This window comes from Fimbriimonadaceae bacterium, from assembly GCA_023957775.1.
Taxonomy (GTDB): domain Bacteria; phylum Armatimonadota; class Fimbriimonadia; order Fimbriimonadales; family Fimbriimonadaceae; genus JAMLGR01.
The window spans coordinates 118,805-145,052 of sequence record JAMLGR010000003.1 but is presented as its reverse complement, the minus strand read 5'-3'; the positions used below and the strand labels follow the sequence as shown (position 1 = coordinate 145,052).

General features: G+C 66.1%; 25 protein-coding genes and 1 pseudogene. 8 read left to right on the top strand and 18 right to left on the bottom strand.

Features of this window, described 5'->3' with window-relative positions; translation table 11 throughout:
• Window positions 1–103: 103 nt before the first annotated feature.
• Window positions 104–1,996 carry a glutamate mutase L gene (locus M9921_03750; GenBank protein MCO5295949.1) on the top strand — a complete coding sequence of 631 codons (1,893 nt, stop codon included), beginning with the start codon at window positions 104–106 and terminating at the stop codon, window positions 1,994–1,996.
• A gap of 182 nt (window positions 1,997–2,178) precedes the next feature.
• Here M9921_03750 and M9921_03745 read toward each other — a convergent pair whose 3' ends face one another.
• The gene (locus M9921_03745; protein MCO5295948.1) at window positions 2,179–2,970 is read right to left on the bottom strand and encodes a hypothetical protein; all 792 of its coding nucleotides are present in this window, start codon (window positions 2,968–2,970) and stop codon (window positions 2,179–2,181) included.
• 258 nt (window positions 2,971–3,228) lie between these two features.
• Here M9921_03745 and rplJ point away from each other — a divergent pair, with 258 nt between their 5' ends.
• The 3 genes from rplJ to M9921_03730 all read left to right on the top strand — a co-directional run bounded on the left by rplJ (window position 3,229) and on the right by M9921_03730 (window position 5,198).
• On the top strand, window positions 3,229–3,972 hold the full coding sequence (gene rplJ, locus M9921_03740; protein ID MCO5295947.1) for a 50S ribosomal protein L10: 744 nt from the start codon (window positions 3,229–3,231) through the stop codon (window positions 3,970–3,972).
• 3 nt (window positions 3,973–3,975) lie between these two features.
• Window positions 3,976–4,362 carry a 50S ribosomal protein L7/L12 gene (gene rplL / locus M9921_03735; GenBank protein ID MCO5295946.1) on the top strand — a complete coding sequence of 129 codons (387 nt, stop codon included), beginning with the start codon at window positions 3,976–3,978 and terminating at the stop codon, window positions 4,360–4,362.
• Between the two features lie 95 nt (window positions 4,363–4,457).
• Window positions 4,458–5,198 carry an SOS response-associated peptidase gene (locus M9921_03730; protein MCO5295945.1) on the top strand — a complete coding sequence of 247 codons (741 nt, stop codon included), beginning with the start codon at window positions 4,458–4,460 and terminating at the stop codon, window positions 5,196–5,198.
• A 179-nt stretch (window positions 5,199–5,377) separates the two neighbouring features.
• On the opposite strand, the gene M9921_03725 is transcribed toward M9921_03730, so the two are convergent.
• The 10 genes from M9921_03725 to flgB are packed head-to-tail and all read right to left on the bottom strand — an operon-like array spanning window position 5,378 to window position 12,527.
• Window positions 5,378–5,854 (bottom strand): hypothetical protein, encoded by a 477-nt coding sequence (locus M9921_03725; GenBank protein ID MCO5295944.1) that lies wholly within the window; start codon window positions 5,852–5,854, stop codon window positions 5,378–5,380.
• Window positions 5,851–6,429, bottom strand: a complete 579-nt coding sequence (locus M9921_03720; GenBank protein MCO5295943.1) for a lytic transglycosylase domain-containing protein — start codon at window positions 6,427–6,429, stop codon at window positions 5,851–5,853. Before M9921_03720 ends, M9921_03725 begins: the two co-directional genes overlap by 4 nt.
• A complete protein-coding gene (locus M9921_03715) occupies window positions 6,426–6,845 on the bottom strand; it encodes a flagellar FliJ family protein (protein MCO5295942.1) in 420 nt (139 codons plus the stop codon). The genes M9921_03720 and M9921_03715 overlap by 4 nt, the downstream gene beginning before the upstream one ends.
• Window positions 6,838–8,151 (bottom strand): FliI/YscN family ATPase, encoded by a 1,314-nt coding sequence (locus M9921_03710; protein ID MCO5295941.1) that lies wholly within the window; start codon window positions 8,149–8,151, stop codon window positions 6,838–6,840. The genes M9921_03715 and M9921_03710 overlap by 8 nt, the downstream gene beginning before the upstream one ends.
• Window positions 8,148–8,807, bottom strand: coding sequence for a FliH/SctL family protein (locus tag M9921_03705; GenBank protein ID MCO5295940.1), 660 nt, complete (start codon window positions 8,805–8,807; stop codon window positions 8,148–8,150). The genes M9921_03710 and M9921_03705 overlap by 4 nt, the downstream gene beginning before the upstream one ends.
• Complete coding sequence (gene fliG, locus M9921_03700) at window positions 8,800–9,813, bottom strand: flagellar motor switch protein FliG (protein ID MCO5295939.1); 1,014 nt, start codon at window positions 9,811–9,813, stop codon at window positions 8,800–8,802. Before fliG ends, M9921_03705 begins: the two co-directional genes overlap by 8 nt.
• Window positions 9,810–11,405: a hypothetical protein gene (locus M9921_03695; protein MCO5295938.1), complete on the bottom strand. Its 1,596-nt coding sequence runs from the start codon at window positions 11,403–11,405 to the stop codon at window positions 9,810–9,812. Before M9921_03695 ends, fliG begins: the two co-directional genes overlap by 4 nt.
• A 32-nt stretch (window positions 11,406–11,437) precedes the next feature.
• On the bottom strand, window positions 11,438–11,740 hold the full coding sequence (gene fliE / locus M9921_03690) for a flagellar hook-basal body complex protein FliE (GenBank protein ID MCO5295937.1): 303 nt from the start codon (window positions 11,738–11,740) through the stop codon (window positions 11,438–11,440).
• A gap of 19 nt (window positions 11,741–11,759) precedes the next feature.
• On the bottom strand, window positions 11,760–12,152 hold the full coding sequence (flgC, locus tag M9921_03685; GenBank protein MCO5295936.1) for a flagellar basal body rod protein FlgC: 393 nt from the start codon (window positions 12,150–12,152) through the stop codon (window positions 11,760–11,762).
• 3 nt (window positions 12,153–12,155) lie between these two features.
• Window positions 12,156–12,527 (bottom strand): flagellar basal body rod protein FlgB, encoded by a 372-nt coding sequence (flgB, locus tag M9921_03680; GenBank protein MCO5295935.1) that lies wholly within the window; start codon window positions 12,525–12,527, stop codon window positions 12,156–12,158.
• A 329-nt stretch (window positions 12,528–12,856) separates the two neighbouring features.
• Here flgB and M9921_03675 point away from each other — a divergent pair, with 329 nt between their 5' ends.
• Entirely contained in the window at window positions 12,857–14,035 is a 1,179-nt protein-coding gene (locus tag M9921_03675; protein MCO5295934.1) for a DEAD/DEAH box helicase, read from the top strand.
• A gap of 161 nt (window positions 14,036–14,196) precedes the next feature.
• Here the strand turns inward: M9921_03675 and gcvT are convergent, their stop codons facing one another.
• Window positions 14,197–15,276: a glycine cleavage system aminomethyltransferase GcvT gene (gene gcvT / locus M9921_03670; protein ID MCO5295933.1), complete on the bottom strand. Its 1,080-nt coding sequence runs from the start codon at window positions 15,274–15,276 to the stop codon at window positions 14,197–14,199.
• Window positions 15,277–15,431: 155 nt separating this feature from the next.
• Between gcvT and M9921_03665 the strand changes: the two genes are divergently transcribed.
• Genes M9921_03665 through M9921_03655 form a run of 3 tightly spaced genes read left to right on the top strand, consistent with a single transcriptional unit; the run spans window position 15,432 to window position 18,899 of the window.
• Entirely contained in the window at window positions 15,432–16,661 is a 1,230-nt protein-coding gene (locus tag M9921_03665; GenBank protein ID MCO5295932.1) for a tetratricopeptide repeat protein, read from the top strand.
• Between the two features lie 2 nt (window positions 16,662–16,663).
• On the top strand, window positions 16,664–18,241 hold the full coding sequence (locus M9921_03660; GenBank protein ID MCO5295931.1) for a tetratricopeptide repeat protein: 1,578 nt from the start codon (window positions 16,664–16,666) through the stop codon (window positions 18,239–18,241).
• Between the two features lie 4 nt (window positions 18,242–18,245).
• Window positions 18,246–18,899: a flagellar brake protein gene (locus tag M9921_03655; protein MCO5295930.1), complete on the top strand. Its 654-nt coding sequence runs from the start codon at window positions 18,246–18,248 to the stop codon at window positions 18,897–18,899.
• Between the two features lie 173 nt (window positions 18,900–19,072).
• Here the strand turns inward: M9921_03655 and M9921_03650 are convergent, their stop codons facing one another.
• From M9921_03650 to M9921_03625, 6 genes and pseudogenes are all read right to left on the bottom strand, one after another.
• Window positions 19,073–20,617 (bottom strand): amidohydrolase, encoded by a 1,545-nt coding sequence (locus M9921_03650; GenBank protein MCO5295929.1) that lies wholly within the window; start codon window positions 20,615–20,617, stop codon window positions 19,073–19,075.
• Window positions 20,610–21,887 (bottom strand): annotated as a pseudogene (locus M9921_03645) (FAD-dependent oxidoreductase). The gene M9921_03650 and the pseudogene M9921_03645 overlap by 8 nt, the downstream one beginning before the upstream one ends.
• Window positions 21,887–22,582, bottom strand: coding sequence for a hypothetical protein (locus tag M9921_03640; GenBank protein ID MCO5295928.1), 696 nt, complete (start codon window positions 22,580–22,582; stop codon window positions 21,887–21,889). Before M9921_03640 ends, M9921_03645 begins: the two are co-directional and overlap by 1 nt.
• A 31-nt stretch (window positions 22,583–22,613) precedes the next feature.
• The gene (gene ubiA, locus M9921_03635) at window positions 22,614–23,432 is read right to left on the bottom strand and encodes a putative 4-hydroxybenzoate polyprenyltransferase (GenBank protein MCO5295927.1); all 819 of its coding nucleotides are present in this window, start codon (window positions 23,430–23,432) and stop codon (window positions 22,614–22,616) included.
• Window positions 23,433–23,479: 47 nt separating this feature from the next.
• Window positions 23,480–24,232 carry a hypothetical protein gene (locus M9921_03630; GenBank protein ID MCO5295926.1) on the bottom strand — a complete coding sequence of 251 codons (753 nt, stop codon included), beginning with the start codon at window positions 24,230–24,232 and terminating at the stop codon, window positions 23,480–23,482.
• A 3-nt stretch (window positions 24,233–24,235) separates the two neighbouring features.
• Window positions 24,236–26,188 (bottom strand): hypothetical protein, encoded by a 1,953-nt coding sequence (locus M9921_03625; GenBank protein MCO5295925.1) that lies wholly within the window; start codon window positions 26,186–26,188, stop codon window positions 24,236–24,238.
• Between the last annotated feature and the right edge of the window lie 60 nt (window positions 26,189–26,248).

Below are 26,248 nucleotides of genomic sequence, written 5' to 3'. Positions count from 1 at the left end.
ACACTATGATAGACGGGTTCAAAGGCGGCCAAGTTCACCCGGGAACGAACGTGGAGACGAATTTCAAGGGACCGGCCTTCGAGCCCCTGCCATAATCGAACCCATGTCCGAAGACATCCTGCGCATCGTGGCCACGGACTGTGGCTCCACAACGACCAAAGCGATCCTGATTGAGCGCAACGAGCAGGGGGAGTACCGGCTCGTCGCGCGCGGCGAGGCCCCGACCACGGTCGAAAAGCCTTTCGAGGACGTCACCCTGGGGGTGATCAACTCGGTGACCGAGCTCGAGGAACTCACCGAAGAGAAGGTCCCCGAAGGAGTGCAGAAGGGACGGCGGAAGCTGATCAAGGACAACAAGGTCTGGCGCCTCCGAAAGAACGGCAAGGCGCTCGAAGAGCGGACCTCGCCGCTGGACGCTTCCGACATCTACGTCTCCACCTCGTCCGCGGGCGGCGGGTTGCAGATGATGGTCGCGGGCGTCGTGATGTCGATGTCGGCCGAGTCCGCCGAGCGGGCTGCGCTCGGAGCAGGCGCCATCTTGATGGACACGTTGGCGGTCGACGACGGGCGGAAGGATTTCCAAAAGGTGGAGCGCCTGCGCCAACTGCGGCCGGACATCATCCTCATGTCGGGCGGCACCGACGGAGGCACGAAGAGCCACCTGATCGAGATGGCGGAGGTCGTTCGGCGCGCCGACCCCAAGCCTCGTTTCGGCGACATGAAGCTCCCCATCATCTATGCGGGCAACACCCAGGCCCGGGACGAGGTGCGCGAGGTGCTGGGCGAAGACATCGCCCTCAAGGCGGTGGACAACATCCGCCCTACGTTGGACAAGGAGAACCTGGGTCCGGCGCGCGACGAGATTCACGAGATGTTCCTCGAGCACGTCATGCAGCAAGCCCCCGGTTACTCGAAGCTGCTTGAGTGGACCAGCGAAGAGGTCATGGCGACCCCCAACGCGGTGGGCAAGCTGATGAAGAGCTACGCCGATCAGGAGGGCATCAACATCCTGGGCGTCGACATCGGGGGCGCCACGACGGACGTTTTCTCGGTGTTCGGCGGGATCTACAACCGCACGGTCTCTGCGAACCTGGGCATGTCCTACTCGATCTGCAACGTGCTCAAGGAGACGGGGATCGAGAACATCGCGCGGTGGCTGCCGTTCGAGATCGACCCGGCCGAGGTGCGGAACCGCCTGCGCAACAAGATGATTCGACCCACCACGATCCCCCACACGTACGAGGATCTGCTGATCGAGCACGGCGTCGCGCGCGAGGCGTTGCGGCTCGCGTTTCTCCACCACAAAACGCTCGCGCGCGGCCTGACCGGCATGCAGCAGCAGCGCGACGTCGGCCAGATCTTCAACCAGGCCGCATCCGGCGAGACGCTCGTCAAGATGATGGAGCTCGACATGGTGATCGGCTCGGGCGGCGTCTTGAGCCACGCGCCCGATCGGGCGCAGTCCGCGCTGATGATGATGGACGCGTACCAGCCGGAGGGCGTCACGATGCTCACCGTGGACTCGATCTTCATGATGCCGCACCTCGGTGTCTTGAGCGAGCATTTCTACGAGGCCGCCAAGCAGGTGTTCGAGTACGACTGCATCGTCAAGGTGGGCACGTGCATCGCGCCCGTGGGCGAGGGCAAAGAGGGAGAGCCCTGCGTGAGCGTGAAGGGAGAGAACCTGGACGTCAGCGTTCCGTTCGGCACCATCAAGGTCGTCCCATTCCAGATCGAACAGCACGAGCAGATCACGGTCGAGCCGGAGCGCGGCTTCGACGTGGGCGCGGGCAAAGGCAAGAGCGTGCAGGTGAAGAGGTTCGACACCAGCCGCGGCCAGCGCGACCAGCGCGACCAGACCACGAACCTCATCAGCGGCACGCTGGGGCTCATCATCGACACGCGGGGCCGTCCGTTCAACGTGGCGCTGGACTCTCCCACAAGGATCGCGAAGCTGCGCGAGTGGCTGCAGGCGATGGGTCTCCCGCTGCCCTAAAGGGCGCGGGGGAGTTTCACGCGCACGCAGGGGGCGCGGGGAGTTGCACGCAAAGGACGCAAAGGTCGCAAAGGGGGATTTCACGCGGAGGCGCTGAGGCGCGGGGGGAGTTTCACGCAAAGGACGCAAAGGTCGCAAAGGGGGATTTCACGCGGAGGCGCTGAGGCGCGGGGGGGCTCACGTCAGAAGCTGACGCCCACCGTCCACGTCGCGTACTTGCCGCGCACGTAGCCGAAGAACGCGGTGGCTTCCATCGGGCGCCTGGGAGCGAGGGGGTTCGAGAGGCGTCCCATATCGTAGGCGACGCCGCCGTTCCAGTTGTAGGTGTCGTACTCGGCGATCGCCTTCCACCGCTCGGCCACGGGAAGCGACACGTTGCCGAAGACCCCGTTGAATCGCTGCGTGCCCGTACCCAGCGAGGCGTAGCCGCCGCGCGGGAGCTTGGCGGTCGCGACGACGAAGTGGGAGGTCGCGCTTCTGCTTTCGAACGGCACGTGCGTGCCGCTTGTGTTCCACAGGTCCTGCACCCCGTACCCCACGGTCACGGGTCCGCGCTGGCCAGACGGCGTCCACTGAACGTTGATCGTCGTCTCCTTCAACAACCGGCTGATGAGCATCAGCGAAACGGTGAAGGAGCCGAACCGGGAAGGGATACCGACCATGCCGTAGGCGGTCGAGTTCGCATCGTTGAACTCGCCCGTCTTGTCGCGCTCGAAGAACCGGGGGAGGGCCGTTGCGCTCGTCGTACCCAGGGCAAAGGCGTAATGCCAGTTCGATAGGCTGAAAGCGATGGGTGTGCTCAGCGCCGACGCGCCTCGGAACGAGGGCGTCCCGTCCGGAAGGACTCCGATGACCCCGCCCGGCAGCGCCGAAAGCGTCCGGGTCTGCGGAAACTGCCCATCCCCCACGAGTTCGCTCTGGGCGGACGCCGCCGCCGAAAGGCACAGGGCAAAGGCGAGGAGCATGGCGCGCATGCGACGATTATGCCCGGCAATAGGGAAACGACAAACGACCATCGACCCACGACTCTCCATGTGCCATAATCCCTGCAACTCCGCAGACAGCGAAGGTGGCGAAAGCCCTAAGGGGTCCTCGGGACCCGCCTGCCGAGGGGGCACAATCGGGTTCGGGACGGTCGGGCGCAGCGCGCTGGACCGAAACGGCTCCTGCCCTTGGCAGGGGCCTTCAGTGCTTTTGGGCCTGCTGCCGGCGGCGGAAATGGAAACGCAATCATGCCAACAGCAGAGAAAGCGCGAACAATCGAAACAGCGAAAGGGTGGTACTCGAAGTCCGTCGGACTCGTGTTCACCGACTATCGCGGCCTCAAGGTCCGGGAGATGCAGGAACTGCGTCGCAACCTGACCGCCAAGGGCGGCGAACTTCACGTGCTCAAGAACACGCTGTTCCGCGTGGCAGTCGGCGAGGATCTCGCCAAACTGCCCGAGGAGCTTCACAGCGGCCCCACGGCCGTCGCGTTCGTGTTCGAGAACGAGTCGGAGTGCGCCAAGGCGCTGTTCGATTACGCGAAAACAAACAAGAATCTCAAAATCAAGGGCGGCTATTTCAACGGCCAGAGTTTCGATGCCAAAGGCGTCGAGGCCCTGTCCAAGCTTCCGCCGCGCGACGTGCTCATCGCCCAGGTGATCGGCACGATCGCGGCCCCCCTCAGCAACCTGGTGGGCGTCATCGAAGCCCTCTACGCGGATCCGATCCGAACGATCGGCGCCGTGGCGGACAAGGTTGCCGAAGGTGCGCCGCCGGCCGAGGCGAAAGCCGAAGCCCCCGCGGCGGCTCCGGAAGCAAGCGCCGAAGAAGCCCCCGCGGCACCTGAGGCCAGCGCCCCCGAAGCGACCGCCGAAGAAGCGCCGTCCGACGACACCCCCGCAGCGGAAGCTGCCCCGACCGCCGAGGCCGAGGCAACACCGGCCGAGCAAACCGAAGAAGCCGCTCCCGCAGCGGAGGAGAATCAGGAGTAACCCATGGCAAACGTAGTTGAAACCCTTGTCGAGCAGATCAGCGGCATGACCGCGCTCGAGCTTTCGGAACTGAAGACCGCGCTGGAAGAGAAGTTCGGCGTCACCGCGGCCGCCCCCATGATGGGCATGCCGATGATGATGGGCGGAGGCGGCGACGCCGCTCCGGCTGCCGAAGAGAAGACCGAGTTCGACGTCGTGCTGACCGCAGCCGGCGATGCGAAGCTTCAGGTCATCAAGGCCGTGCGCGAGATCACGGGTCTTGGGCTGAAAGAAGCCAAGGACCTCGTCGACGGCGCTCCGAACCCCGTCAAGCAGGGCGTGAGCAAAGACGAGGCCGACAAGGTCAAGGCCGCGATCGAAGAGGCCGGCGGCTCCGTCGAGATCAAGTAGGTCGAGCCCATCGCCTCCACGCGAGCCCACCCGGCATCGACCGGGTGGGCTCGTTGGCTTTTACACTGCCAACCACAAACCAGTATCCTCCCCTCGTGTGTGCGCGCTACACGCTTCGATGTGGGTCGGCGGCCGTCGCCGCGCTCTTCGACTTAGAGGAGATCGCAGAGTTGGCTCCTCGGTTTAACATCGCTCCCACGCAGCAGGTGCCTGGCGTCGTCTGCGACGCCCATGGACGCCGCGTTTTGCGAAGCTACCGGTGGGGCCTCATCCCGCGATGGGCCGACGACCCGGGCATCGGCCTGCGGATGATCAACGCGAGGGCCGAGAGCCTGGCGGAGAAGAGCGCGTTTCGCGACGCGTTCCTCCACCGGAGGTGCCTGATTCCGTCCGATGGGTTCTTCGAGTGGGTCGAGGAGGAGTCGGTCCACGAGGCCCCCGCGGAACCGCAAGGCTCCCTCTTCGACGAAGAAGCTGCACCTCCTCGCCTCGAGCGGACCGTCGTCAAACAGCCCTACCATATTCGGCGCCGCGACGGGGCGCCGTTCGCGTTTGCGGGGCTCTGGGACTCCTGGACTTCGGAAGCGGGGCCGCTGGAATCGTGCACGATCATCACGACCCAGCCCAACGAGTTGGTGCGGCCCCTCCACGATCGCATGCCGGCGATCCTGGACCCGAAGCACTTCGAGATGTGGCTGGACCCCGAGTTTGCTGAAACGGAGGCCCTTTCGGCGCTCTTGGTGCCGGCTCTCGACGAAGGATTCGAGGCCGTGGCGGTCTCTCGGCTGGTCGGGAACCCGCGCAACGAGGATCCGCGCTGCGTCGAGCCCGCGTGAGCACGGAGGTAGTCGAGCCCGACTTGTGCGGCACGCCCGTCAAGTGGGCGTGGCACCCGCCGAGGCCCGGACGCCGGGCAAGCCCGGCGGGGCAAGGCGACGACCAAGGTCGCGCACTCCCAAGGCGACCAAGGTCGTGCACTCCCAAGGCGACCAAGGTCGCGCACTCCCATGTCCTGCTAGGACGTGGGGGGCGGGAGGGCCGAACTCTGCTTCTGGATCTCGCGGCTCAGGGCGCTGGCTCGCTTTTCGTCCATCGCGCCCAACAGTTCCGCTGTCTTGGAAGGGTCCATCCGGCGGAGGATGGCAGCGAGTTCGGGATTCTTCCAATCCGCCACGATCTTCATGAGTTGCGGCGTGTCGATCTCGCTCCACAGCGTGGCGATCTTCTTCTGGCCAAGGATGGGATCTTCCGTGGGTGCGGGTGGCGTGCTGGCGACCTTGGCAGGCTCCGGATCCGGCTCCGGGGCAGGCGCCGCATCGGGCGCGGCCGCTTCGTCTGCCGCCTTCGCCTCATCCGCGGCCTTGTCGGCCGAGGCCTTGGGTTTGGCTTTCTTCGGGGTGAGTCCGGGGATGTCCACCATTCCCGTCATTCCCGCACCGACGATGCCGCCGATGACGAGCACCGGCACCAGGATCATCAGCATCTTGTTCATCGGGCCTTCCTCTGGTTGTAGAGCTGCATCACCTTGTCCACGTACGCTTGGGTCTCGCTGTAGGGCGGGATCCCTCCGGCCTTATCGACCGCTCCGGGCCCGGCGTTGTACGCCGCGAGCGCGGTCCGTGCGTCGCCGAAGCGCCGCAACATCTGTGCGAGGTACTTCGCGCCACCGTCCAGGTTCTGCTGGGGATCGAGCGGGTCCACGCCGAGGGCCGCCGCGGTGCCGGGCATGAGCTGGGTCAGCCCCAGGGCGCCCGCCCGAGAGCGGGCGTTGGGATCGTAGGCGCTCTCGGCCTGCACGAGCGCATCGAAGAGATCGGGGTCCAACCCCTGCCGGGCGGCCGCGTCGCGAATCTTGCCCTTCCACTCCGCAGGGGCGTCCACCCCCTTCCACAGGGCGCCCGCCGCCAGGGGGTCGAAGGGGGCGAACCCGCCGCGGCGCAACGTGCCCGCGATCGGGGTGACCTCGCTCATCGTCTCCTCGAACTGCCGACCGAGCACCTGATCGAGACGGGACTGCAGCTCTTGCATCCGCTGCTGCACCCCCTCCGGGCCGAGTGGGCGAATCATGCGGCCCTCCGGAGCACGGACCACTCGTCCAGCGCCTCCTGCTCCTTGCGGTTGGCCTGTTGGAGCCACTCCTCGTGGGCGCGCGCGCGCAACTTCTCCATCGCCTGGAGGTCCTGCTTGCGCTCGATCCAATCCGTGTAAGCCTTGGCCTCCTCGTCCATCAGCTCGGCGAGGACCGAGCGCTGCACGTCCTCCTCCCCATCGAGCCGTTCCAGCATGCTCTCCAGTTCGCGGCGCTCGGGGAGGCTGAGCACGGGCTGCGCAAGCAGCGTGACGCGCCGTTCCCCGATTCGGGCCAGGGCCGCATCGCCTTCCATCCGGGCCGCCTGGGCCTGTCGGTAGGCGTCCTTGGCCCACCCTTCCTCGAGGCGCCGGTACTCCAACACCTTTTCCAACCGAAATGTGAACTTACGCATCAGTCAACTCCGCGAGTCGCGTGAGGGTGGTCTCCCGATCCGAGCCCTCCGCCTTGTCCTGTCGAAGAAATCCGCAAACCGTCTCCCAGGACTCGATCGCCCGGTCTGCAAGCTTGTTGGCCCCGGACTTGTAAGCCCCGATGCTCACCAAGTCCTCCACATCGTTTCGCGCCGCGATCAGCTCGCGCAGGGTTCGCGCGTGCTCGATCTGCTCGGGCGAGGACACCATCGGCATCACCCTGCTGAGGCTCTCGAGCACGTCGATCGGAGGGTAGTGCCCCCGACTCGTCAGGGCTCGGCTCAGCACGATGTGTCCGTCGAGAATCGACCGCGAGGCGTCGGCGATGGGTTCGTTCGTGTCGTCCCCCTCGACCAGGACCGTGTAGAGTCCGGTGATCGCGCCTTTGTCGCTCGTCCCGGCCCGCTCCATCAGGCGGGGCAGCATGGCGAACACGCTCGGTGTGTAACCTTTCGTGCTCGGCGGCTCGCCGATCGCCAAACCCACCTCGCGCTGGGCCATCGCGAAGCGGGTGACCGAGTCCATCATCAACAGCACGCTCTTGCCCTGGTCGCGGAAGGACTCGGCGATCGCCGTGGCGGTCATCGCGGCCTTGATCCGGACGAGGGCGGGCTGTTCCGACGTGGCGCACACGATCACGCTTCGGCGAAGGCCCTGCGTTCCCAAGTCGTTCTCGATGAACTCCCTCACTTCGCGGCCGCGCTCGCCAACGAGGGCGATCACGTTCACATCCGCCTCGCAGTTCCGTGCGATCATCCCGAGAAGGGTGCTCTTACCCACTCCCGAACCCGAGAAGATGCCCATGCGTTGCCCCTCGCCGATCGTGAGCATGCCGTCGATCGCTCGCACGCCCGTGGTGAGCGGGCGCGAGATCAGTTTGCGGCGCATCGCGTTGGGAGGGGTGGCGAGAATCGGGTAGGTGGCGCGGGTTCCGAGCGGCCCCAAACCGTCCATGGGGCGCCCCAATCCGTCCAGCGCGCGGCCCAACAGGGCATCGCCGACCGGCACGCGCAGGCAGGAACCGGTGCTGCGCACCAGACATCCGGCTCGCACCCCTTCGAGCTCGCCGAGCGGCATGAGCAGGGCGCGGTCTCCGCGGAAGCCGACGACCTCGCACCAGATCGCTTCGCCCTCGCCCGATTCCACTTCGCACAGGTCGCCCACCCGGGCGTTGGGGCCGAACGACTCGATGACGAGGCCGACAACCTGGGTCACGCGGCCGGAAACTTCGAGCCAGTTCACCCCCTCGATCTGCGCGCGGGCGCGGGCAAAGGTCGGAGCGCTCATGGCTTCCTCAACTCCTGAAGCGCTCGTTGCAGCTTCTGTTCCACGGTGGCCTCGACCACCCCGCCGTCGGTCTCGATCACGCACCCGGCCCGTATCGTCGGGTCCTCGACGATGTCGACCTGTCGGAGGGAGGGAGCAAGGGCGGCAAGCTCCTCTCGGTGGCGGCTCAGAGCGGGTGCGTCGAGGACGTTCGCCCGGATCCGCGCGCTGGAAGCGTGAGTCACTTCTTGGATCGCTTCCCGCGTGATCGCAAGCACCAGCTCGGGGTCGGTCGCCAACTCGTTGGCGATGACCTTGGCAGCGATCACGGTGGCGAGTTGTGCGAGCGTGTGCTCGGCCTCGCGGTACCAGCGCTCGATCGCGTCCGCCGCATCCTCGCGAAGGGCGTTCAGATCCGCCGCGAACGCGGCAAGCTCGGCGGCCCGAAGGACGCGCGCCTCTTCGAGTGATTGGGCGATCCCTTGGGCGATGCCTTCCTGAAGCCCTTCTGCGAATCCCGCTTCGTGGCCCGCTTGCCGCGCCTGTTGGTGCGCACGCCCCGCGAGGCCCGTCTTCGGCGTGGGCACCTTGAGCTCGACGGACTCCGCCGATTCGAGCATGTCGCCCAGGCTTCGCAGTGAGCCTCCGCCCCCGGAGTGGACGGACGACTTAGACAAGGATGTCCTCCTCGCCGCCCCGTCCGATCGTGAGCTCGCCCGCCTCCTCGAGGCGTCGGATCACCGAAACGATCTTCTGCTGGGCCTCTTCGACCACCTTCAGGCGGACGGGGCCCATGAATTCCATGTCCTCTTTCAGCATCGCCACGGCGCGCTCGGACATGTTGGTGAACACTTTGTTCTGCACGTCGGTGGCCGTGCCCTTGAGCGCGGTGGCCAACTCCTTCATGTCCACCTCGCGGAGAATCTGCTGTACGGCGCGATCGTCGAGCTGGACGATGTCCTCGAACACGAACATCATGTTCTTCACCGTTTCGGCAAGCTCGGGACTCTTCTCCGAGAGGGAGTCCATGATCAGCCGCTCGGTGGCGCGATCGACCCGGTTGAGCAGATCGACCAGCGCCTTGGGTCCCCCGGCGCTGCTCATCTCCTGGCCGATTAGGCTCGACACCTTGCGTTCCAGCACTTCTTCGACCTTGGCGATGACCTCGGGAGGAGTCTGGTCCATCATCGCGATCCGGGCCGCAACATCGGCGCGCAGATCCGTGGCGAGTTTGCCGAGGATGAGCGCCGCGTTGTTCATCGGCATGTAGGCGAGGATGAGCGCGATCGTCTGGGGGTGCTCGTCTTGGATGAACGTGAGCACCTGCTGCGGGTCTGCTTTGCGCAGGAAATCGAACGGGACGACCTGCATCGCCTCGACGATCTTGCCCACGATCGAGGATGCCCGCTCGCTTCCAAAAGCCGATTCCAACACGCGCTTCGCGTGTTCGACGCCGCCTTCGGCGATGTAGTCCTGCGCGACGGCGACCTCGTAAAACTCGTCGATGACCGCTTCGCGCTGGTGCGGCGTGATTTTGTCCAGGCGCGCCACCTCCAGGGAGAGGGCTTCGATGTGCTCGTCCTCGAAGTGCTGGAGCACGCGCCCCGAGAGTTCGGGGCCCAGGAGCATCAGGACGACCGCCGCCTTCTGCCTGAAACTCAGTTCGCCACCAGTCTTCCTCACAGTCGCTCCTCCAGCAGCCAGCCCTTGATGAGCATTGCGACCACCTCGGGCTTGTCATCGCTCATTCGCTTGATCGACTCGAGGGGGCGATTGACCTTCGTCGAAATGTTTTCGATGTCGAGCTCCTCTTCGTGGGCGGCCGCGTGGCGCGCCGCGCCGTCGCTCGGAACGATCGACCGGCTTCCGCCCTCTCCGCCGCGTCCCAACGAGACCGTGCCACCGGAGGGCAGCGCCGCGACCATCACGTTTCCGGACTTGGCGGTTTTGGCGATCGCCTTGATCACCACAAACCCCATGGCGACGAGCGCGAGGATCGGGAGCAGCGAGAAGATCTGCTGCATCTTGCCGGCGCTGGCGGCCTCCTGGGCGGATTTCTGGGCCGCCGCCTGGGCCGTGCGGTCGAACTTCTCGACGGCCTGTACGGTGGCGGTGAAGCCCGCCGCACCCTTGTGGGAGCCGAGGTATCCGTCCAGCACGTTCTGGATCGGCGCGGCGTCCTTGATTTTCTCCTGGTCCGCGAGCACGGTGATCGCCATGCTGAGAAGGTTTCCGGCCGACTTCTCGGTTCTTGTTTCCATCTGGCCCGCGCCGAACGTCTTGGCCTGCTGCTCGCCCTTGTAGCCCTGGTCTCCCGACGCCGAGGCGGCCACAGGTGCCACGGCCCCGTCTGCGCCGGCGGGCCCGCCGGCCGTTCCGCCCGAGCCGTTCATCGTTTCCTTGTTCGATTCGATGACGATCGGGGTCTCGGTTGGGAGCACCTCGTTCTTGACGATGCTGCTCTTGTCGAAGTCGAGTTCGAGATTGACCTTGGCGACCGTGTTGCCGGGTCCGAACGCCGCGTCGAGCATCGATTGGATCTCCCGCTCGCGCCGCCGCGACTCGGTGATCTCCGCTTCGATCTTGTGGGCCGCGCCGCCGTTGGCGCCGGACATCTGGGCGCCGTCCCACAGCGTCTGTCCGCCCTGGTTGATGATCGAGACGTTCTTGATGTCGAGGCCCTGGACCGAGTTGGCGACCAATCGCGCGATCGACTTGGCTTGGTCGAATCCGACGCCTCCTCCGGCGCGCTCGATGAGCGTTACGTTGCCCGTTGCCGGCTGCCGCTCGCTGACAAACGCGGTGTCATCGCCGAGCGTGAGGTTCACCTGGGCGCCGGCAACCCCGTCGAGCTTCTCGATCGCGGTTGCGATTTGACCTTCGAGGACGGCCTTGAGGCGCTCCCTCTCGACACGCGGCGAGGAGAGGACGCCCATGTTGTCGAGGCTGCCGACTCCTAGGTGGCCGGATGCGGGCAGTTTGCCGCTGGCTGCCAGTCGCTGCCGGGCCTCGCTGATTCGATTGCTTGGGACGAGCACCGCTCCGTTGACCTCCGTTTGAGGGCTGAGGCCCATCTGTTGGAGTTCCGAAACAGCCGCGGCCTGCTCCGCCGGGGTCAGACCCCCTACGAGCATCTCGTAGTGCGGTCGGGAAGCGAAGTAGAACGTTCCGCCGAGCAACAGCACGAGAAACGCGCTGCCAAACAAGGTGACGGCGCGCTGCGTGCGATCCGCCGTCTCCCACCAAGATCTGAGATTGAGAAAAAAGCCACCCATGTTCGATCACGAACACGGTGAAAGCCACGGCCCTAGACGGGCATCCTGTTGATCTCCTGGTACGCCTCGAGCAGTTTGTTGCGGACCTGCAACGTGAGCTGCAGTGCGGTGCTTGCGCGTTCCATGGTGATCATCAAGTCGTGATATTCCACCGGTTGTCGATTCGTCAGGAAGGCGTCCCTCTTGGCCTGGGCATCGCCCTGGGCCGAGTTGACCTCCTTCAAGACGTCCATCAACGTCTGCGCAAAGTCGCCGTTCCCCTTCTCCTCGCCACCGACGGGCTTGACCGTGTTGGTCAGCTTGCTGAGGTCTGCGAGAGCGGGGTTGATTCTCATGGTTCTGGTTTCCTGGGGCCTAGAGCTTTCCGATCTGGAGCGCGCTGCGGACCATGCTCTTGGCCGAGTTGAACGCGGCGATGTTCGCCTCGTAAGCGCGGCCCGCGCTGAGCATGTTCACCATCTCTTTGATGGGATCCACGTTGCTGAACATCACCTGGCCCTCAGCGTCGCGGTAGGGGCTGCTCGGGTCCATTTCGATGCGCCCGGGCGTGGGATCGGTACGCACGGCGGTGACGCGGACGCCGTCTTGCGAGCCCGCAAGTTCGACGATGCGCCGCTGGTAGCCCGGATGCGACGGGTTGCCGACGGTGTTGGCGTTGGCGATGTTGGACGAGATGACGTCCATGCGGAAGCGCTCGGCGTACATGCCGCTCGCGCTGACCCGCATCGCCTGGTTGAGCGAGTTCATGGGCTAGCGTCCCTCCTTGATCACGTTCTTGAGGTTGCGGAAGTAGCTGGCGGTCATGTCCGTCAGCATTTGGTAGCGAAGCTCCGTTTCGGCGAGCGCCATCACCTCTTGTTCGAGGTTCACGCTGTTGCCGTTGGCCTGGATGCTGCCGGAGGAGGTCCGCTGGGCGCTGGCCTGGCGCCACTGCTCGAGGTGCGACGGGCGCTTCATCTCGCCCTCGAGGACGATCCCGAAGTCCACGTCGCGGCGCTTGTAGCCGGGCGTGTTGACGTTCGCGAGGTTCGCGGTCAACGCGCTGTGGCGTTCGGTGGCTCGGTCCATCGCCTTCGAGAGGTTGGTGATGGTCGGCCCGATGAGATTGTCCAAAAACTGCACGGTCGGTTCGTTCCTTCCGCGCGTCCGTTCGCTGTTTCACGGCTCGATCCATGAACCGTCGTCCGAATACGCTGATTCGGCCTATCAGACATATCGGCGAGCGAGGGCGCCGTCCGTAGGGTCGGTTGCCGGTTGGTTGCGATGTGGGGGCATCGGCGGAGGGCCGTAAGGCACCGGTCGTAGGGCCAATGCAACAGTTTTCCTCAGAAAGCGTCATAATAGGGGAAGGCCTGAGCAGATGCTCTCTGCACCGGCCGTTTTTTATGCTTGAAACTCAGAAAGCCCAAGGCTTCAAAGCCCTGGCACTCGCTCCGAGCCTCCTTCAAAAATTGGATCGCCTCGGTTTCGTCACTCCCACTCCCATCCAGCAAGAAGCGATTCCCCTTGCCCTGGAAGGTCGGGACCTCGTCGGCATCGCCCAAACAGGCACCGGCAAAACCCTCGCTTTCGGCCTGCCGATCGCAGCGAACCTTCGCTCCGGCGAAGTCGCTCTCGTCTTGGCCCCCACGCGCGAACTCGCGCTCCAGATTCAAGAAGTCCTCACCCAACTGAACCTTCGCACGGCGCTGATCATCGGCGGCGCGTCGATGGGCAAGCAGGTCAGCCAGCTCCGCTCTCGGCCCCAGGTGATCATCGCCACGCCGGGGCGCCTGCTCGACCACATGCAGCAGCGCACGGTGGACCTTGGCAACGTCTCCATCGTCGTGCTCGACGAGGGCGACCGGATGCTGGACATGGGCTTCGCTCCGGCGGTTCGCCGCATCCTGGACCGCGTGCCGAAGCATCGCCAAACGATGCTGTTCTCCGCCACGATGCCGCGCGAGATCGCCGATCTCGCCGCCCAGTACCTGGTCAAGCCGGCCACCGTGGAGGTCGCCCGCGCGGGCACGGCTGCCGCGGAAGTCGTCCAGGAGTTGGTGATCATCAACAAAGAGGACAAGCCGGACATGCTGACCAACCTGCTGAACAAGCACAAGGGCAGCGTGTTGGTGTTTGCGCGCACCCGCCACGGGGCCCGCAAGATCGCTCGCAGCGTGTTCCGCATGGGCCACGCCTCGGCGGAGCTTCACTCCGACCGCACGCTCGCCCAGCGGCGCGCGGCGCTGGACGGTTTTAAGAGCGGCAAATACCGAGTGCTCGTCGCCACGGACATCGCGGCGCGAGGCATCGACGTCAAGGAGATCTCGGTCGTGATCAACTACGACGTGTCCGAGAAAGCCGAAGACTACGTGCACCGCATCGGCCGCACCGGTCGGGCCGGCGCGGACGGGCTCGCGATCACCCTCGCGACCCCCGATCAGCAGAAGTACGTGCGGGACATCGAGCGGTTGTTGCGGACCGAACTCACCCTCTCCGAGCACTCCCCCATGCGGATGGAGGCTCAAAAGAAGGTGTATACGAACCACTTCACCACCGGGCGCGGCCGCAATGCCGCGCGCAACGGCCAAGTGGCGCTGACGCTCCCCAATCGCGGCCCGCGCCGCGGACGGCTGTTCGGCCAGGGATAGTCCTTCGTCCTTCGTCCTTCGTCCTTCGTCCTTCGTGCCTGGGAGTGCGCGCGCTTGCGCGTCGCCCTGCTCCGGGCCGGGCTCGCCCGGCCTTCCGGACTCGCGACAAGTCGCGCGGATACAGGGCGGCGCGCAAGCGCGCGCACTCCCAGGGCCGAGGACTACTTCAGAAATCGCTTGCTGACGAGGGTGCCGGGCTCGTGCTTGCCTCGGATGTCCACCGTGATGGGGGTTCCCAGCTTCACGCCTGCGTCCACATAGGCGAATCCGATGCCGCACTCGAGGGTCGGCGAGTACACGCCGCTCGTCACCGCTCCCACCTGCGCGCCGTCGACGAACACGCCCATCTCGGGCATCGGGAGCCGCTTGCTCTCCAGGCGGACGCCGTGCAACTTCGTCGCCGTGCCCTCCGCCCTTGCGGTCTGGATCGGCTCGCATCCGAGGAACGACTTGGTCTTGCCGACCACCCACCCCAGCCCCGTGGAGATCGGGTTGGTGTCGTCGGTCAGCTCATGCCCGTAGAGGGGAAGTCCCGCTTCGACCCGCAGCGTGTCGCGCGAACCCAGACCGCACGGCGTGACGCCGGCCTCGAGCAACGCGTCCCACAGCCGCTGGGCGTCGTGCACGGCGCAGATCAGCTCGAAGCCGTCCTCGCCCGTGTAGCCCGACCGGGGGGCGAAGCACGCGATGCCGGCGATGGTCACGTCGTTCAACCCGAAGAGCGGGGCTTCCCGCAACGAATCGGGGCGGTTGCACATCGACGCCAGAATCTCGACGGCACGGGGCCCTTGGACCGCGATCATGGCCGTGCGGTCCGTCTCGTCTTCGATCGCCACGTCGAACGCGTTGTGGCTCGAGATCCACGCGACGTCCTTGGCGTGGTTCGCCGCGTTGACGACCATACGGTAGACGTGCTCGTCCACGCGATAGACGATGATGTCGTCCACGACGCCGCCACGCTCGTTCGGCAGCAGCGAGTACTGGCCGCGTCCATCCTCCAGCTTCGCCACGTCGTTGGTCGTGATCCACTCGAGGAACTCGAGGGTGCGCTCGCCTCGGAACCAAAGACGCGCCATGTGGCTGACATCGAACATGCCGGCGGATTCGCGGACGGCCTTGGCTTCGGCGATGACACCCGTGTACTGGACCGGCATTTCGTAGCCCGCGAAGGGAACCATACGCCCGCCCGCGGCGACGTGGGCGTCGAAAAGCGGAGTGCGGAGAACGGTTTCGGACGACATGGCGCCAGTATACGCATGCAATCCTCGAACACGGACAGGGTTCTGAACCGTCCTTCATCCGTGGGTTCTAGAGGACCCTTTGGTACAATGCACAGGGAGGCCGATCCGGCCGCTCGTGCATAAAGCTCTCGGGCTCAACCGAGGGGAGGCGCTACGTGGTCGCGTGCAATCAGTGCAACTATTCAAACAGCCTGGACAGCAAATTCTGTCGCCAGTGCGGCAAGGAGCTGGATGCGACCGATGTTGCGACGGCGGCCGCCGAACTCGACGCCCTGATCGCCCAAGGGTTCCATGCGTTCAACGAGGGCCGCACCGAGGAGGCCCTGCTCATCGCCGAGTCCGCGACGAAGTCCAATCCCGCGTCCGCGTCCGCGCTCTCCCTGAAGGGCATGTGCCATGAACGGGAAGGGCAGATTGCCGAAGCCCTGGAGTGCTACGAAGGGGTCGTCGCGCTCAATCCCGACTCCGCACTCGACAAGATCAAGATCACCCAGCTCCGAAACCACCTCGCAGGCCGGGCCGCCGCGGTGCCCAAGTCGAACCGCCCGCGGGCGATCCTCGGGGCCGTTGCCGCCGTCGTGCTGGTAGCCGCGGGGGCCTCGATCGCGGCCGTGCTGACCGGGAGCACCCCGAGCGACGACTATCCGCAGACGGTCGCGGCCCAACCCAACCTCAAAGGCTTCGAAGGGCTCCCGCCCGGAGCGTTGCCGTCCCAGGCGGACAGCCCGGCGACCACGGAGCCGGGCGTCGCCAACCCCGCCCCGGAGGGCGCGACGCAGGCGCCCGCCGGAACCGGCAACGGGATCGCCACGCCCAACTTGGGAAATGTCCCTTCAACGCTTCCGAGTGTCGGTCCCGACGGCTTCCGGCCCGTGCAGCCCCAAGGCCCGATCGGTCCCGTGGAAACGCGCCCGGTCGACACCTCGGCCCAGCAACAGCAAAGCCCGCCCCGCCCCACCGGGGCCGATGATCCGGTCGATCCGGTCCTGCGGCGTGACCCTGTGACCGAGCCTCCCCGAGAGAACCCGGGGATCATCGATATCCGAGTCAGCACCGGCCGGCCGGCCGGCGTCGGCGGGTCGTCCATCGACGGCAACGGCGTTGAGGCCCTGAGCCGAACGGCACGCCAGCAGTACCAGCTCGGCAAGTACGAGGACGCCGCGCGCTCCTACGAGCAGCTCCTTCGCCGGGGAGGAGACCCCGCCTCGACCAACCAGCGCCTTGGGCAGTGCTACGAGCGGCTCAACAAGAAGCCGGAGGCCGTGGCCGCCTACACCCGCGCCGTCGCCGCCTTCGATTCGCAGATCAAGGCCGGTCAGGGCGATTCGGCGAAGACGGGTCTCGACGCGTGCAAGACCGCGCTGAAGATCCTCCAGGGCGGCTAACCGTGCGCACGGCGAAACTCCTGCTCGCTCTCGTGACGGTTTCCGTTGCCTCATCCGCTCTCGCGGTGCCGGCGTTCCTCATCGTGCAGGCGCAGGTCGCCGGGCCAGAAGGGGCCAACCCCAACGTGCCGATCGGCCACTTCCTCGCCCAGGAGCTGCGCGACGGTGGACGCGTCGAGCCGATCGTGTGGAGCCTCGAGGATCCGATTTTCCGAACGGCCGTCGAGGAGAAGCTCGTTCCCGAACCGCGTGGCAACCCCCCGCTCGAAGTCGTCCTGCAGGGTGCCGCGAAGATGCATGCGGACTACGTGTTCGTGGTGTCGGCTTGGAGAGAGGGCGAGAAGGTCCGGGCGCGGGGCCTGCTCTTTCGCCGCGGCAGCATCGTGTGGATCGATCCGGACGCGAAGACCCCCGGCTCGAGCAACGAGTCCGGTCGCGCGTGGGCCGAGAGCGCCCTTGCGGCCATCGCGCCCGCGTCGAAAGTGGCCAGCGAGTTCATCGTCAGCGTTTCCGATCCCGAGAACGGCATCCGGTCCCTTGCGCGCACGTGGGCGATGAAGCTGCAGACCGAGCCGCTGCGGACCCTTCCCGTCGAGCCGCTCGTCGGCACGCCCCAACCCGCTCAAGGGCAGATGCCCGCCGGTGTGGATACTCCCACCCCGGGCACGGTGGACAACAAGGAGCTTCTGGCGACGGTCGAGGGGCTGACAAAGGAAGGACGTTACGAGTCGGCCGTGGTGGCCGTTCGCGACGCGATCGACGCCGAACCGCTCGACGTCGAGCGCCGCCGCCGCCTCATCGAACTCTTGCTGCACATGGGTCGACCCGAGTTGGCCTGCACCGAAGCCCAAGCGGCCGCGCAACTCATCCCCGATCGGCCGCACCTTTGGGCCCTCGCCGCGCAGGCGGCGCTGGAGGCCGGCCAACTCGAAACCGCCCAGGACTGTGTGAACGAGCTGGTTGCGCGGGCCCCCCAGAATCCCGACGCGCGATTGCTTTTGGGAGAGGTTCGGCTTCGGATGCTCGACCCGGACGGAGCGGTCGAACACCTCTCCGCTGCGATCGAACTCTCCCCCACCAACGAGGCGTACTTCCTGCGGGCCGTCGCCTCCGCACTCAACGGCAAGATCGACGAGGCGGCGGAGGATCTGAAACGCTCGCGCGCCTTCAGCCTGGACGAGCCGATCGACGCCGGGAGGCGCTATGGACTGGTGGCGACGTTGCTCGACCAGTTCGGGGCGGACGCCTGCTCCCAATTGCGCGACCTGATTCCCATCGCGCGTGTTCGGCCCAAAGATGCGGAGGTCGCAAAGGTCGTCGGACAGCGATGGACCCAGCTCCAGGGCATCGTGGCCCTCCAAGCCCAGCTCGAGGTTCCGGAATCGCACCGACGGTCGTTCGAACGGCGAGATTTGGCACTGAAATTGCTCGCTCAGACTCTCAGCGAGATCCGAACTTTTCTCAAGGACGGGGATGAAGGACTCCTCGGCGAAGCGACCATCAATTTGGGCGAAACGCTGAAGAACCTCTCACTGGCTCGAGAGCTCGCGGCAAGCGAGGGTTCGGCGCGCGGAGAGTAGACCCGTGAACGACAGCCTTCAGATCCTCGGAACCTTGGCCCTGGCGTTTTCCGCCTCATTCGGTGCCGCCTATGCGTGGACCGCAGTTCGCCGCAAGCCGGCCATGGCGCCCCAGATCAACACCGTCGTTCGATTCCGCTCGGGCGCCGCGGTGTACCGGTCCGTGTTCCTCGGCGAAACGAAGGGTGGATGGCTTCTGAGCGCACCCCTCCAGCGCGATCACCACGTGCCCGTGCGGGTGGGAGAGGAGCTGAGGTGCGAGATCGTCACCGCGCAAGGCATTCGCCACTTCCGCTCGGAAGTGCTCGAGCGGTCCAGCGAGCCCTGGCGCCTTCTCATCCGTCGCCCCGGCAAAATCGAGCTTCGCGAGCGGCGCGACACCCCGCGCCGAAAAGACCTCTCGGGCCTTCGCGCCGACATCGACGGAGAGCGGGCGGTCCTCGTGGATCTCTCCGAACTTGGCGCCAAGGTCGCCAGCGCCCATGCTCCCGTCAAGGGCGAGCGGCTTCGCGTGGACCTGCCCTGGCTGATCCAGCCCCAGTTCGCCTACGTGCTGGATGTGACCGCGCCGTCGAGCACGGAGCAGAAAGGGGTCGAGGTCCGATTGCGGTTCGAGGAGCCTCTGCCTTCGCAGCCCGCAACTCGCTCCGGCTCCTAAGCGACCCCCAAAATGGGACCGCCCCCGCTTGCGAGGCGAGGGCGGCTCGAGTCAGGCTCCGAGTTCATCGAATCCATCCTCGAGGGGGAAGGAGGATATGTGTCACTTCTTCTAACGATTGGGGAGGGGCGGCGGTTCCGCAAAACAGCCCCCCGGGACCTTTGGGGAAACTGTTAGGCTCGTTCGCTTGTGAGGAGCCTGGGGGACGCCCCCTCACCCATCGGGGTCAGCTCCGTGGGGTCCGTGGCCAGAACTTGGAAGTCCGCCCACTGGCCAGGTTCGAGCTGGCCAAACTCCTCGCCGTCGTCGCACGCGTCGGCCCCGCCCGCGGTCGCGGCGTTGAGGGCTTCCACCGCGGAGAGGTTCTCCGCGGGATCGAACCCAGGCGGGCGGTGAACCGCGGTACGCACACCGATCCAGGGGTCGCCGGCAACGATGGGACGGTCGGAGTTGATGCTCAACCGAATGCCCGCGTCGAGTGCGCTCCGCATGCGCTTGATCTTGGATGCTCGCTCAGGACCGAGCTGGCGCTGATAGGCGTGTCCGAGCTGATGGAGGAACTCGGGCTGCATCGCCACGTGGCACCCGATCTCCGCAAGCCGCTCGATCTGCGCATCGGACAGGAGCATCGCATGCTCCAGACGATGGCGCGAGGGCTCGTCGACCGCCTCGAAAGCGTCCATCACCTGGTCGGTGGAACGGTCCCCGATCGAGTGCACGCTCACGGAGTAGCCCGCCTCGTGCGCCTTCGCCACCATCGAGCGAAGCCGCTCGGGTTTGTAGATCATCTGGCCGTCGATCTCGCCTTCCGGGGTGCTGGTCAAGAACCGACCGTAGATGCCGGCGGTGGCCGAGCCGATCGCTCCGTCGGCGAAGATCTTGATCCCTGCGACCTTGCAACGCTCGGGCCGCATCGAATCGACATGCTCCTGCAAACGCTCCCGAGACATCGCGCGGGGCCCGAACACCGTGGACCACTGGAGGTAAAGGCGCAGACGGATGGGGCAGTCTCGCTCGCTGGCCAGCCGGAAGGCCTCGAGTTCGCGATCCAGGTCCCACTGGCCGGTCATCATGTCCGCGGCGCACGTGATGCCGTAGGCGCGCATCGCGCGCGCGGCTTCCAGGATCGCCTCCACCATCTCTTCGAGATTGGGCATCGGCTTGGCGTGCGACACGTGCTCGTGGGCGCGCTCCAAAAGAACACCGGTCAGCCGTCCGGCGGCATCCCGAACGTACGAACCTCCCGGCGGGTCGGACGTGGTCTCGTCCACGCCCGCGGCGGCGAGCGCCGCGCTGTTGGCGACGCTTGCGTGGCCGTTCGAGTGGCGCAGCAGAATGGGAACGGTGGTCGAGAGGGCGTCGAGTTGGTCGCGGTGGAGATGCTCGACCCCCGGGTATCGCGTTTGGTCGTAGTGGACGGCGAGCAGCCAGTCCCCTTCCTCGACGCCGGGCAACCGGTCGCGCACAGCATCGAGCACCTCTTCGTGGGTTCTCAATCCGCCCAGATAGAGCTTTTGCAGATCGAGGCCGGTGGGGAGGATGTGGCAGTGCGCGTCGTTGAACGCCGGAAGGACCCAGGCGCCCCCAAGGTCCTCCACCGAGGCATCGTCGGGAGCGGGTCCCACAGGACCTCGATGCAGGACGCGACCTTCGTCGATCAGCATCGACTGGAGTTCGCCATCGAAACCCCACCGAAACCCGGTCAGCCATCTACGCATCCAAGATCTCCCGGGCGACCCGTTCGCCGCTCTCCAACGCTCCTTCGATGAACCCGGTCCAGAGCGAGGTGTGCTCTCCGGCGAAGTGCACCCGCCCTTCGGCCGGGCCGATGTGCTCCATGAACTCCAGAGCGTAGCCGGGAGCGAGGTGCGAGAAGGCCCCGCCCGAGTAGGGATCGCTGGGCCAGGCGTGCAACCAACCCTGGACGAAGCGGCGCCTGGCCCCGGGCGCCACCTCGTCCAGCACGGCGAGCGCATCCTCGACGGGATGGCTCGACTCCAGCCACCGGGCGGCCTGCGAACCCCCGATGTAGGCGCACAGGATGGGGACGTCGCTTCGGGACCCGTCCCACGTCTGCTGGACCGGACGGTCGCAAAGCATCCTTCCGTTCCAGCCCGAATCCCGCCACCACGGCTCGTCGAACTCCCACGCAATCTTGATCGCGGGACTCATACGGCAAGCCTCGATGGCGCACCGCTTGGCGACGGCGAGCGGGGGATCGAACACGACGCGCTCGAGCGCGGGTGGCGGCAACGTGAGCACCGCGGCGTCGACGCGGGCGCTGCCCTCCTCGAACTCGAGCGTCACACCGCCGGCGTCTTGGCGCACATGGCGCAGCACCGATCCGAACCGGGGCTCCAGGCCGGTCGCATGCGACATGGCTTCGCAGAAGGAGGCCATGCCGCTCGAAAGGCGGAAGGCGCTCATGGCCGCGGGGTCCCGATCGAGATAGTGCAGGTACCCGCAAAGCCATCCCAAGAGGCTCACGCGCTCCGGATCCTGCCCTTCGTCCGACCGGTTCTTGGCTTGGAGCCACCAGAGCCCCCGCTCGCTGGTGCAATGCTCGCGCAGGAAATCGTCCAGCGTGCGCCGATCGAGCGAGGCGTGGCGTTCGTTGCGCCAAGGGGGGTTGGTGAGATTGCGGCACAGCTCGCGGGCCGCGCCTTCGACCCGAAGGTCGTCCTCGAGGGCGTCGGCCCAGAGCAGATCCTCGGTGCTCTCGTCGTCGCGGTAGACCACCCGGCCGGGCCAGAAGCCGGTGGCATCCAGCGCGACATCCAGCTCGCCGCACAAATCCAGCACCCGTCGATGGTCCGCATCGACCCACTCGCCGCCCGCATCGTACAGCACGCGTCCGTCGCGGGTCGGGCTCATCAATCGGCCACCGACGCGATCGCGAGCCTCGAACAACGCCACCTCGGCCCCGCCCGCGCGAAGGAGCATCGCGGCGCGCAGCCCCGACGCGCCGAGTCCGACGACTCCCACCCTCACGAGGCCGCTCCCGCCAACTCCGCGGCGAACTCCCTGATCTCGTCGGCCGTGGAGACCGGGACAAGAATCGGGTGCAGCGGGCGGAGGGCCTCGACAATCGAAATCTCGTCCCCGGGGACCCTGGCGATGGATCGCACGAGCCCCACGCGACGTTCGGCGGCGAGGGCTTCCACATGCGCGGCCAACGATGCGTCCAGGTTCGTGTCCGAAAGCATCACCGATTCGAACGCATCGTGGAGGTGCCACGCCGAACGCGCCGCGGTCCCGTCTCCTCCGAACTCCAGCCCCAGGAATCGCAGGTGACCCTCGGCACGAGCGTTCTCCAACGCTTCCAACGCTCCGGCCAACTGGTTCTCGTCGAGTCGCGAGTCGATGCGGAGGAAGTAGAAGTCCACCCGTTCGCGCTGCAGGCTGCAGAGCGTTTCAAACAGGTGGGCTTCGACTTGACCCGCGCTGTGCGAACCACCTGCCGTGCGCTCCAGGGCCAGCGCCGCGCGCACGAGAAGGGGGTTGGAGGCGCCTCGCAAGCGGCTTCCCCAAAGGGCGGCGGGAGCGCTGACGTCGAGCGGGGCGCCTGTGCCCGTCGCGGCTTCGATCAACCCGTCGAGAAGGGACGGGGCGTCGGGGGTTGCGAGACGGAGCCAGAGGCGCGGCAACTCAAGGTTGGTTCGACCGAAGGGTGCCCGCTCCACCCGCCCATCGTACCCCTCGCGCGTCCGGCGGCTAGGCCCAGGCATCGAGGAGCACGAAGACGAAGAGCCCGATGGAGACGAACCCGTTCAACGTGAAGAACGCCAGGTTGATCTTGCTCAAATCGTCGGGCGAGACCAGACTCTGTTCGTAGGCGAGAAGCGATCCGGCCACGGCCGCTCCCACGTAGTAGAAGGGGCCCGCGCCGATGGCCCACCCCGCGCCTGCGAGAAACCCCACCGCCAGCACGTGGCACGCCCGGCTGACGGCCAGGGCTCGCGCCCGGCCCAGGGTCTCGGGCAGCGAGCGGAGACCGTTCGCCCGGTCGAACTCCACATCCTGCAGCGCGTAGAGGATGTCGAACCCGGCGGTCCAGAGCATGACGGCGGCGACCAAGGGGACGATCTGCCACGAAAGGGACCCGGTCGAGGCGACCCACGCCGCCGCGGGAGCGATGCCGAGGCTCAGCCCGAGCACGAAGTGGCACAGCGGGGTGAACCGCTTGGTGACGCTGTAGAACAGGGTGACGCCCAAGGCGATGGGGCTGAGCGCGAGCGCGAGCGGGTTGAGCAGGGCCGCGGCCAGGAAGAAGAGCGCGCAACTCGCGTAGAAGTAGAGGTTCGCGGTGCGGAGTTGGAGCAAACCTGCCGGCAACGCCCGCATCGCCGTTCGCGGATTGCGCGCATCCACGTCGCGATCCGCGATCCGGTTGAAGGCCATGGCCGCGCTTCGGCAAGCGACCATCGCCAGCACGATCAGGCCGAACACGCGCCCCCCCGGCCACCCCGAGGCCCACAGCATGCCGATCAGGGCGAAGGGAAGGGCGAACACCGAGTGTTCGATCTTGATCATCTCCAGGTACACGCGGAACCCGCGTGTACCTGTTGCCGCTGTCGCCACTAAACCCCCGCGAACGCCTCGTGGTGCTCGTAGTGCTCGCTGGCGGCCTGGGTCAGCGTCGTGAAGTGCGCCCCGTGCTTGCGGAAGTACCGGATCGTCTTCTGCAGATCGTCCACCGAGTCGTGATAGTCGCGGACGCCCAGGCAGATCACTTCGCGGCCGAGGTTGGCTTCGAACAGGGGCTGCAGCGCGTCGAACCCGTTGTCCAGGTAGCCCATCTCGCCGCCGTGCGTGGCGATGGGGACGTGGAGGAGGTTGTTCGAACCTTCCTTCTTCAGGTCCTCTCCGTCGCTGTGATACGGCTCGTGCGGGGCGCCTTGCCAATCGACGAACATCTTGTAATTCGCATCCGGGACGATCGAGCTGTCGACCACGATGCCGATGTCTTCGAGATAGGGGATGTCGCTGGGCAGAAGGGCGAAGCAACCCGCGCGGAAACTCGTGGCTTTGATCAGGTGGGATTTGAGCGTGTCCTTGGCAATCCACATGATGTTGCCGCGCTCTTTGGGGTCCTCGACGTAGCCGCGCTCGTTCTCGAAGTTCACTTTCATTCCGATCTCGTGCCAATTCGGAATCTTGTGCGTGTACTCGTGATAGTAAAGGTTCGTATTCGCGCTGGGGTCCTTCATCGACACGTGGATCATCCAGGAGGCGGGGACGAACTCCGACTCCAGCACCTTGATGTACTCGCCGGTGTAGCAGCGATCGTGGTGGGCTCCTTCGCAGTCGATGGTTAGAACAACATTTGGCATTTGTTATGGGTCTCCTTCAGTCACACGTACGCCCCGATGGTCGACGGTGAGCGTGTAGCGATGGCCGAGAACCCAGAAGTTCTTCAGCTTCGCGCTTTTCCAAGATGGGGGCAGGTGGGGTGTTACCGATATCCAAGCCCTTCCTTCTAGTGATTTTGACCAATCCGCCACCGGTTCCTGCCCAAAATCGATGCGAATTCCGAGGAATCCGTACAGGACGGACTGCAGGGCGCCCGCCGCGCCCGTCGTGAAGTAGGTCGTCTCGAGCCTGCGCTTTTCGCTGAAGAGCATCAAGGGGTGGTCGGTGAACGGCACCCAGCTTTTCCTCCACGTCTCGTAGGCTCGCGCGCCCTCGTCGAGCCGCGCCCAGATCACTGCGTGGATCGAATCGCTCATGGCGGGTCCGTTCACGGTCGTCTTGGGAGCAAACCGCTCGATCATGGCTCGAGACTGTTTCTCGGCTCCCGGGTCTTGCAACGGGTAGATCGCCAGCACGGCGGCCGCCTGCTTGTACCCGCGAACAGGGTCGTCCGCGTAGGTGAGCAGGGAGGTCTCGTCCTTCGGTCGGATCAAGGTGGGCCGCCGGCGGGAACTGGGCGTGTTCTCGTCGATGAGCTGCTGCGCCAGCACGTTGGTGTAAAGGTCGTCGTCTCCGATGTGGTTTTCGTCGGGACTCATGGTTTTGGGCAGGCTGAACAGGCCGTCGGGGCGGCGCACGATGCGGTTGAGATAGAACGCGGCGGCCTCCCTGCGCACGCGCTGCACCGCCTTTGCGTCCGCCAACCCCAGGGCAGCCGCCAGGCGGAGCCCCCAGGCGACGGAGCCCGTGATGTGGTGCTCGAAGCGCGAGTCGCCGGGCACCGTCTCCTTGCCGGTCACACTTGATTCCCAGGGGTACATCACTCCGGGCCAGGCGGGCGACTCCGGCGTCTTACCGCCCAGTTTTACGCCCGCCACCGGGCGGCCGGACGCCAGCCAGTGCTGGAAGTTGTCTCGCGCCGCAGCCTCCATCCTCAGCCGGTACCGCGGGATGGTGGCCGAGGCGTTCGGCGCGACAAGGGCGAGCGCAGGAAACACGTACACGTCGGCGTCCCAGAACACGTGGCCGAAGTAGCGTTCGCTCGAGAGGTCCATCGGGCTCACGGCCCGCGGAGCCTTTGGATTCACGCACGACTGCAGGTAGTAGAGGAACGATCGGATCGCGCGCTGGTCCTCCACCGGCCCGTCGATCTCGATGTCGGTTTCCCACCGCTCCTTCCAGACGCGCTGGCTCTCGGCCTCCATCTGGGCCACGCTGGGGATGACCCCCGGCTCGTAGGTGGCGATCCGCTCGAAGAGGAACGGCTTGCCCGGCCTGGGCGCCCGGTAGCGCCCCGCGGCAATCTCCTCGGAGTGGGTGCCATCGATCAGGTTGCGCACCCGAAGCCGGTTGGGGAACCCGTCGGCCACGGTGTGCCACTCCAGCAGGCCGCGGCTCGGGGACACCACCCACCACGACTGGCTCGCGATCTTTCGGAAGGGGTCGATGATCGAGCGGCACTCGAAGCGGACGTCGTGGGATTCCCATCGGGTGGTGAGGACCCCCGTGCGCATGTCGAGCGACTGCGAGTACGGGCGCGACCGATCGGGAAGGAGCGTCTCACCGTCGAGGGTCCAGCGGACGAGGAACGGATGCGCCTGGGCTTCGAGCTTCTCCTCGCCCGCGGCTTGATAGCCGTCGATCGTGAAGGTGGGCAGCCTCTTGCCGTTCGGCCCATAGCCGCTACCATCCCGCCCAAGCCGCAGCCCGAGGAGGCCGTTGGTGAGGAGGGCAGGCGTCGGGGCGGTCGCGTCGATCACATCCAGCACCCACGGGTCGACGGTGTGGGTGACTGCGGGCGGCGGCGCAGGTTTCCCGCAGGCGCCCAGCACGGCGATCGTCGACAGGAGGATCCACCGGGGGCTGCGGTACTGCACGTTCTATTGTCCCGCGCACGGGCGGTGGGTTTCAAGTTCGGGGCCACTGGGTTTATACTT